The sequence below is a fragment of the Pedobacter sp. 10L46_2 genome, assembly GCF_056395165.1.
On the sequence record NZ_JBFTIZ010000386.1, the window covers coordinates 1 to 7294 of the forward strand.

Sequence of the window (7294 nt, forward strand, 5' to 3'; positions counted from 1 at the left end):
GATTAATACTGGTTTGTAGTTTGCTGATTGGTTATCAAATCACAAATGCTCAGGAAGTATGTCCGATTATCCCTCAGCCAGTAAAGTTTGCTAAAACCGATGGCTCTTTTGTGCTCACTCGGCATACTCCTATACTTGCAGAATCTGAACTTTTAAAATCGGTGGCTCATTATCTTCAACAAGAATTACTGAAAGAGCAGGGTCTACCTTTAAGTGTTGCCAATACATCAAAAGAACCTGGGGTAAAATTAGTACTTACATCAAAAAAGAGCTCAGACATATACACTTTGGAAATCAATTCAAAAGGAGTTGCAATAACAGCTAGTGATGCTGAAGGGGCTTTCTATGGGGTTGTGTCGTTGCTGCAGATTGCCAGACAGTCGAAAAATCTAAAAGGTTCACTTTCGTTAGAAGGATGGAAGATACAGGATAGTCCTTTATACGAATGGCGAGGTTTGATGCTTGATGAATCAAGACATTTCTTTGGTGTAGCAAAAGTTAAATCTATTCTGGATTGGATGGCTTTCTATAAATTGAATCGTTTCCATTGGCACCTTACCGATGAGCCTGCATGGCGTATTGAAATTAAAAAATATCCGGGACTCGCTCTAATTGGTGGCATTGGTGATTTTTTGAATGGAACTTTACCCTCACAGTATTATACGCAAGAACAGGTGAAGGAAGTAGTCGCTTATGCGGCCCAGAGATTTATTACTGTTATTCCAGAGATAGATATGCCAGGACATGCTTCTGCCGCGAACCGCGCATATCCAGAATTTAGTGGAGGTGGGTCTGAAGGACATCCTGAATTCACATTCAACCCTGGTAAAGAAGGTACTTATCAATATCTTTCAAATATCCTGCGCGAAACCAATGCATTATTTCCTTCAGGAATGATTCACCTTGGGGGCGATGAGGTAAGCTATGGCAATCAGCAATGGTCTACAAATGCGGATATTAAAACGCTAATGCAAAGTAAAGGACTGGCAAATGTTAAAGAAGTAGAAAAATACTTCATGAAACGTATGGCAGATTCGGTATACAGTATGAATGCGAAATTACTTGTGTGGGATGAGATGGCGGAAGTTGATCTCCCTAAAGACAAGACAATTATCTTCTGGTGGAGACATGATAAACCCGATATGTTAACTCTATCTCTTAAAAAGGGATACCAAACTGTCCTGTGTCCGAGACTGCCATTTTATTTTGATTTTGTTCAGGATAGCACCCATAATTACGGCCGCAAATGGAGCAATAAATTATACAATGCATTAGAAAGCGCTTACTCCTTTTCCCAGGATAATTACTTAGATGGTTCAGTAAGTAAAAAACAGACCGAGACGATTCAAAGCGATCAACGATTAGATTACCTGTTGTTTCCGCGAATAACTGCACTTGCAGAAGCTGCATGGAGTAAAAACGCAAAGGATTTCCAAGCATTTATTCAGCGTTTAAAAAAGCATATGCCGCTGTTTCAGCAAGCATCAATTTATTATTATGATCCATTTAATCCTGCAAAGAATCCTGAACCTGTTAGAATAGGGACAGGGGTTAAGCGTTTTGATACTGGATTGTAAAGGTTTGTTTCTAAACTAAAAGAGCTTATCTCAATTTATTAGATAAGCTCTTTAGTTTAATATAATGTGTTTATTACTTTAGTTTGTAGCGGTAAAATTAGTAGAACTTATCACCGTTTGTCCATTCGAAATCACAGTTAATTTCATCGTTCCTGGATTTAAATTGGAAGGTACGGCTACAGTGATTGTGTTTTCGGTGATGCTTGTAATCGGTGCTTCAATAGTGCCGAATTTAACAACAGTGCTATAATAATTCTGCGCAAAGCCCTCACCTTTAATCGTTACAATGGATCCAGCAACGGCAGATGTTGGTGTAAAAGAAGTAATAGCGGGTCCAAGCATTTTAAATTCTTTAGCTATTGTATATTTTTTTCCGGCAAATTCCAGATAAAGTTTTACATTCCCCGCATTAATTCCTCCTGGAACGGCTATTTTTAAATTTGTTGCGGAAGTAGCGGCGCCAGAAGAAGGTATAGTTCCAAAGTAAACATAATAACTCTGATCTTTAATAAAATTTCCTGTAATATCTATTTCCATACCAGGAGCACCGGATGCAGGCGAAAAATTAGTAAATGCATAAGAAAGGACTTTAAGCTTCTTAGGTGCGGTTACCGTATTTGGACCTGATTTAAAGGTAATTGTATAATCACCTGCTGACAAGCTTTCAGGAACGATCATAGTAAAACCACCTTGATAATCAGGAAAAACTTGCGCATCCGTGCTTCCAATAGTAGCAGTAGGCATCCCTTGATTATGTTCGAAATTGCCTGGGAAATTATTACCGGAAATTGCAACTGAAGTTCCGGGTAAAGTGACCGCTGGATTCAGGCCAGTTATTACTGGAGGAGTAACTGTAAACTCGCCTGGTAAAACAAATTTTTTATCGGCTAATCTTACTGAAACTTCTGATTTCACCTCAACGGTAGAAGGCACGGATATTTGAGGGATGCTTCCATATAAGGTATTTACCTGTATGTTTCCAAAAAATATGCTAAAAGTACTTGGGTAATTATAGTAGTCAGGAAGATTGTCACCCGTAAAAGTAACCAGTGTACCTATTGGTCCTGATTTTGGAGAAAAATCTTTAACATTGGCGTATATAGTAAAACCATTTGAAACTGAAACCTTCTGTCCGCTAATGCTTACTTCTATACTAAGCTGATTACCATGTCTTGCTTGAATCCCTTGAGGTATCTCAGCTACAATTTCTGTATCGGAAATAGATAGTACTTTGGCCTTTATGTTATTAAAGGTAACTTCAATTGCGCTATCGGATTCTATATAGAATTTTCCGGTAATCTTAACCTGATCTCCCACTTTTCCGGAATTTGGACTAACATTCCCAGCCTGTTGAGTAGGTAGGTTTATTTGTATAGTTTTCCCTAATGCAGTTCCTTTTTCATCTGTTATATAAGCCCTGACAAAAAGGGTTGATTGATAATATGGACTATTTAGGCTAAGGTTACGGACTTCCTTTGTAAATTCTCCTTGAGGTACATCTTTACCTAAAGAAACTTTTGTTCCTTTTACATCACTAACATCTGATGTTGTACTGTATATAAAACCGTAGTCAGAAGGATTAAAATTACCTTTACTAACAATGTTGCCAATAAAGGTTGCAGCGTTTGGCGCCAGTGCAGTCGCTGATAACGTTTGAATTTCCGGACCGGTAAGATTGTCTTTTTTGCAGCTTTGAAACTGAAGTAAAGAAATTAAAGTAATCGCTATTAGTAATATATTCTTTTTCATATCGAGTTCCGTATTAAAATGAATAGCCAATACGGACGCCATTTATTAGTGTAGGGCCAAATGTTGATGCAGATTTCTTTCCTGTATCGTTGAAGTTGGTAGTCGGTTGCCCTGTGCCAGTATTTTGTCCCGTAACTGTGGTTCGAATATTTTTATATTCCGTTTTTGATAAGTTAAAATTGAACTCATAACCAAAAAAGAAATCTTTGGCAATATAAAAATCAAAGCCTGTAATTAGATTGATGCCATATCGAGTGTATGCATTTTCTTGAAGTTGAGTGTAATAGCTCTGATTGTTTGGTAAATAGATTGTCTCGAGCCAGCCATTTTTAATGGATGTAGAAACGCCATTGTCCTTAATTTCCTGATTTGCAGATTTACTGCTTACCGAAATATCTGCAGCGATGTAGGGGGATAAGCGCCTGGTGCCTTTGAAATGTTTTTCAACACCGAAATTAAGTCCAATTAAAGTGCTTTTTCTTTCATTTTTAACAAAAATACCCTGTGGCCCGTAGGGATTATTTACGTTTGCGGTTGAATCCTTTTGACTTGCGTGAAAACCTAGTCTTAAAGCAATGTCGGGGCTAATAAAATATCTTACCTTAATCTGATTAAGAGAGTTGTTTAAGCTTAAGTTTCCTTTAAAGGGATTGAAATTAAGTTCTGTAACTATTGCACCTGTAGTTGGCTTTAGAGATTGGGTAGTTTTATCAACAGTTGTGTAAGATAGATCAGTTATAACTGTGTCAGTTTTAACTTTTGGCGTTTGGGCATAGCATGCCGTTGTAGCAATTGCAAGCGCAATTGAAAAGAGCGTTTTCTTCATGTCGTTAATTTTTACGCAAAAGTATAAAACAATTTGCTCAATATTATTTTCTGGCGCTATTTAATTTAATTGTAAACTTTTAGTGCCTAAGCCCAATATTTCTAAAACTGTTGCACAGTATCAATAATAATCGTATTTTTGCCCGGCAAATAGTAACTCATAAATTATTTGCTATGCAACTCGATCCCAATAAATTTATCGCCGAAGGTCTAACATACGATGACGTATTATTAGTACCAGCTTACTCTGAAGTTCTGCCACGTGACGTGGATACAGGGAGTTTCCTTACAAAAAAAATACGTATTAATGTTCCTGTAGTTTCTGCTGCAATGGATACTGTAACTGAATCTGGATTGGCTATTGCCATTGCCCAGGCAGGTGGTATCGGTATGCTTCACAAAAACATGAGCATCGAGCGTCAGGCAGAGGAGGTAAGAAAAGTAAAACGCTCAGAAAGCGGAATGATCCAGGATCCTGTTACTTTAAGTAAAGATGCCAAGGTTGCCGATGCTTTTCAGATCATGAAAGAGTTTAAAATAGGTGGAATTCCTGTTATAGATTCAGATGGTAAATTGGTTGGTATAATTACCAATAGAGATTTGCGCTTCCAAAAAGATATGCAACGTAAAGTTTCTGAAGTGATGACTAGCGAAAACCTGATCACTGCTGCAGAGGGTACAACCGTGTAGGTGCTGCAGTAGGTGTAGCTGCTGATAACATTGATCGTGTTGCTGCACTGGTACAAGCAGGAGTTGATGTAGTTACAGTTGATACTGCTCACGGTCACTCTAAAGGTGTTATCGATATGGTTAAGGCCATTAAAGCTAAGTTCCCCGACTTACAGGTTATTGCAGGTAATATTGCTACAGCGGAAGCTGCAAGAGCTTTGGCAGCTGCCGGAGCTGATGCAGTAAAAGTGGGTATTGGTCCAGGTTCTATCTGTACTACCAGAATCATTGCTGGTGTTGGTGTACCACAGTTATATGCAGTTTTTGAATGTGCTCAGGCATTAATTGGCACAGGAATTCCTGTAATTGCTGATGGTGGTATCAAACAAACAGGAGATATTGTTAAAGCTATAGCAGCCGGAGCTAGCTCTATTATGGCAGGATCTTTATTCGCCGGAGTAGAGGAGTCGCCAGGTGAAACCATCATTTACGAAGGACGTAAGTTTAAATCTTACCGTGGTATGGGCTCTGTTGAAGCAATGCAACAAGGATCAAAAGACCGTTACTTCCAGGATGAGGAAGATGTAGTTACCAAATTGGTGCCGGAAGGTATTGTTGGTCGCGTACCTTATAAAGGAACATTGGCCGAGGTGATTTATCAATATGTAGGAGGCTTAAGAGCAGGTATGCACTATTGTGGTGCTGCAACTATTGAAGATTTACAGAAAGCTAAATTTGTACGCATTACAGCTGCCGGAATGAGAGAGAGTCATCCTCATGATATTTCAATCACTAAAGAAGCTCCAAATTATTCACGTTAATAATTTGGATTAAATAATTCAAAAAAGGGCCTGAATCAGTGGTGATTCAGGCCCTTTTTTGCGTTAAAACAGACTACTTTACCAGAGTCTAAGTTGAGTATGATATGTGGTAGGAGTTATAGAAACTCATCTGGGCCCAATTCCCAGGTCCAGGGTTTTTTAAAGCTCGAAAAAGTACGCAGCGTTTTAAATGTTAAATTCTGTTCAATAATCTCGTTTCCTGAATCCTTATTATTGATTTTACCAATAGTAATAATGCGTTTCTTGTTTACAAAATCATACTTTTTACTATTCATATCACCAGATCCGCTATGATAAGAGTAATTGCTTGCCTTGGTAAGCTGCCAATCTTTATCCTGATATTTAAAGCTGTAATTAAGTTTCCATCTCCAATTTGCGCCTCCTTCAAAAGCGAGGTTGAGTACATTATCTGCGATAACCAAAGGACGGAGGGGATCACCCATTGAGCCACCTTCTTCTGATCTTAAAATAAAATTGTTGTTTTGGGTAACTAATTTGTAATTTCTGCCCGATTTAAAATAGACTGCCAGCATCCTGGGTCTTTGGATTTCGGTGATAAGTTCTGTTGTATTATCTCCATACGCCCTGTTTTCTTTAACAGCAGCGTAAAACTCATAAATCAAGGCCAGATCTTCAACTTTATCATTATTCAAATCTCCGGGTATAAGTGATTTTATGGTTTTTCCTTGAGGGTTAAGCACCGGATACTTGAAAGATTGAGCATACGTAGTAGCATAGCCGCAAAATAATAAAAGCGTAATTAGTCCTATTCTCATATTTATATACAACGATTAAATATGATGATTTATTCTAAATATCGGTTTAATAAAAAGCACAAAAGCCGGAATCCTCCGGCTTTTGTGTGTATTAGCTATATATGTATCGTGATTTATTGAACCACTTTACCGTCTTTGTCGATCTTAAGAGATCCTGTTTCTTCTCCTTTTTTAACATTGATCAAGTAATACTCAGATTTGTCTGCGTTAACAACAAGGAATGCTGCAGTTGGAGTCCATTCTTTTGCTGGTTCAGCTTGTAAAGTTTTTTGAACCGGCTCAGGTAGGTCTTTTAATTCAACTGGAGTTTTTGTAGTACTATCTTGTCTTACAGCAACTTCTACTGAGTTTTTAATGTCGCTTGCTTTTACTGTTGTTAATCCGGCTTGGAGTTCCTCTACAGATTGTTGAATATTTCTATCTTTGTATAAAAAAAGACCATGTCAATTACATCAGACGAAGAACTTTCAGGAATGCAACAGATCAGTAATGCGATAGCAGAAACCCTTAAACAAATGAGGGAACATGCTGCTCCAGGTATGACAGCTAAAGAATTGGATGATTTTGGAGGAGCAATTTTAAGCGCCTTAGGCGCAAAATCGGCACCTAAGCTGACTTATGACTTCCCTGGATGGACGTGCATAAGCGTGAATAATGAGATTGCTCATGGTATTCCTACAGAAAATAAAGTTTTTAAAGAAGGCGATATCATTAATATTGATGTATCTGCCGAGTTAAATGGCTTTTGGGCTGACAATGGCGGTTCTTTTATTTTAGGGGAAGATATAAATGAGCTTCAGCCGCTTGTAGATGCATCAAAACAAATATTGCGTAAAGCCATAGATCAGATAAAAGG

At 38.1% G+C, this 7294-nt stretch carries 5 protein-coding genes and 1 pseudogene; 3 read left to right on the forward strand and 3 right to left on the reverse strand.

Annotated features, from left to right (window positions below):
- Nucleotides 1–1577 (forward strand): beta-N-acetylhexosaminidase (locus tag AC1DDX_RS25460; RefSeq protein WP_477622826.1); only part of this gene is annotated, 1577 nt, incomplete at its 5' end.
- Nucleotides 1578–1655: 78 nt separating this feature from the next.
- Here AC1DDX_RS25460 and AC1DDX_RS25465 read toward each other — a convergent pair.
- Nucleotides 1656–3326: an IPT/TIG domain-containing protein gene (locus AC1DDX_RS25465; RefSeq protein ID WP_337715153.1), complete on the reverse strand. Its 1671-nt coding sequence runs from the start codon at nucleotides 3324–3326 to the stop codon at nucleotides 1656–1658.
- Nucleotides 3327–3339: 13 nt separating this feature from the next.
- The gene (locus AC1DDX_RS25470; protein ID WP_172663787.1) at nucleotides 3340–4152 is read right to left on the reverse strand and encodes a hypothetical protein; all 813 of its coding nucleotides are present in this window, start codon (nucleotides 4150–4152) and stop codon (nucleotides 3340–3342) included.
- A gap of 173 nt (nucleotides 4153–4325) precedes the next feature.
- On the opposite strand from AC1DDX_RS25470, the pseudogene guaB reads away from it, so the two are divergent.
- A pseudogene (gene guaB, locus AC1DDX_RS25475) lies at nucleotides 4326–5641 on the forward strand (IMP dehydrogenase).
- 116 nt (nucleotides 5642–5757) lie between these two features.
- Here the strand turns inward: guaB and AC1DDX_RS25480 are convergent.
- Nucleotides 5758–6438 (reverse strand): hypothetical protein, encoded by a 681-nt coding sequence (locus AC1DDX_RS25480; RefSeq protein ID WP_477622827.1) that lies wholly within the window; start codon nucleotides 6436–6438, stop codon nucleotides 5758–5760.
- A 440-nt stretch (nucleotides 6439–6878) separates the two neighbouring features.
- Here AC1DDX_RS25480 and AC1DDX_RS25485 point away from each other — a divergent pair.
- Nucleotides 6879–7294 (forward strand): M24 family metallopeptidase (locus AC1DDX_RS25485; protein WP_477622828.1); only part of this gene is annotated, 416 nt, incomplete at its 3' end.

Excerpts from the sequence above, each read along its gene's own strand:
- AC1DDX_RS25480 (WP_477622827.1), bottom strand. The coding sequence starts at position 6,438 with ATGAGAATAGGACTAATTACGCTTTTATTATTTTGCGGCTATGCTACT.
- AC1DDX_RS25470 (WP_172663787.1), bottom strand. The coding sequence starts at position 4,152 with ATGAAGAAAACGCTCTTTTCAATTGCGCTTGCAATTGCTACAACGGCA.
- AC1DDX_RS25465 (WP_337715153.1), bottom strand. The coding sequence starts at position 3,326 with ATGAAAAAGAATATATTACTAATAGCGATTACTTTAATTTCTTTACTT.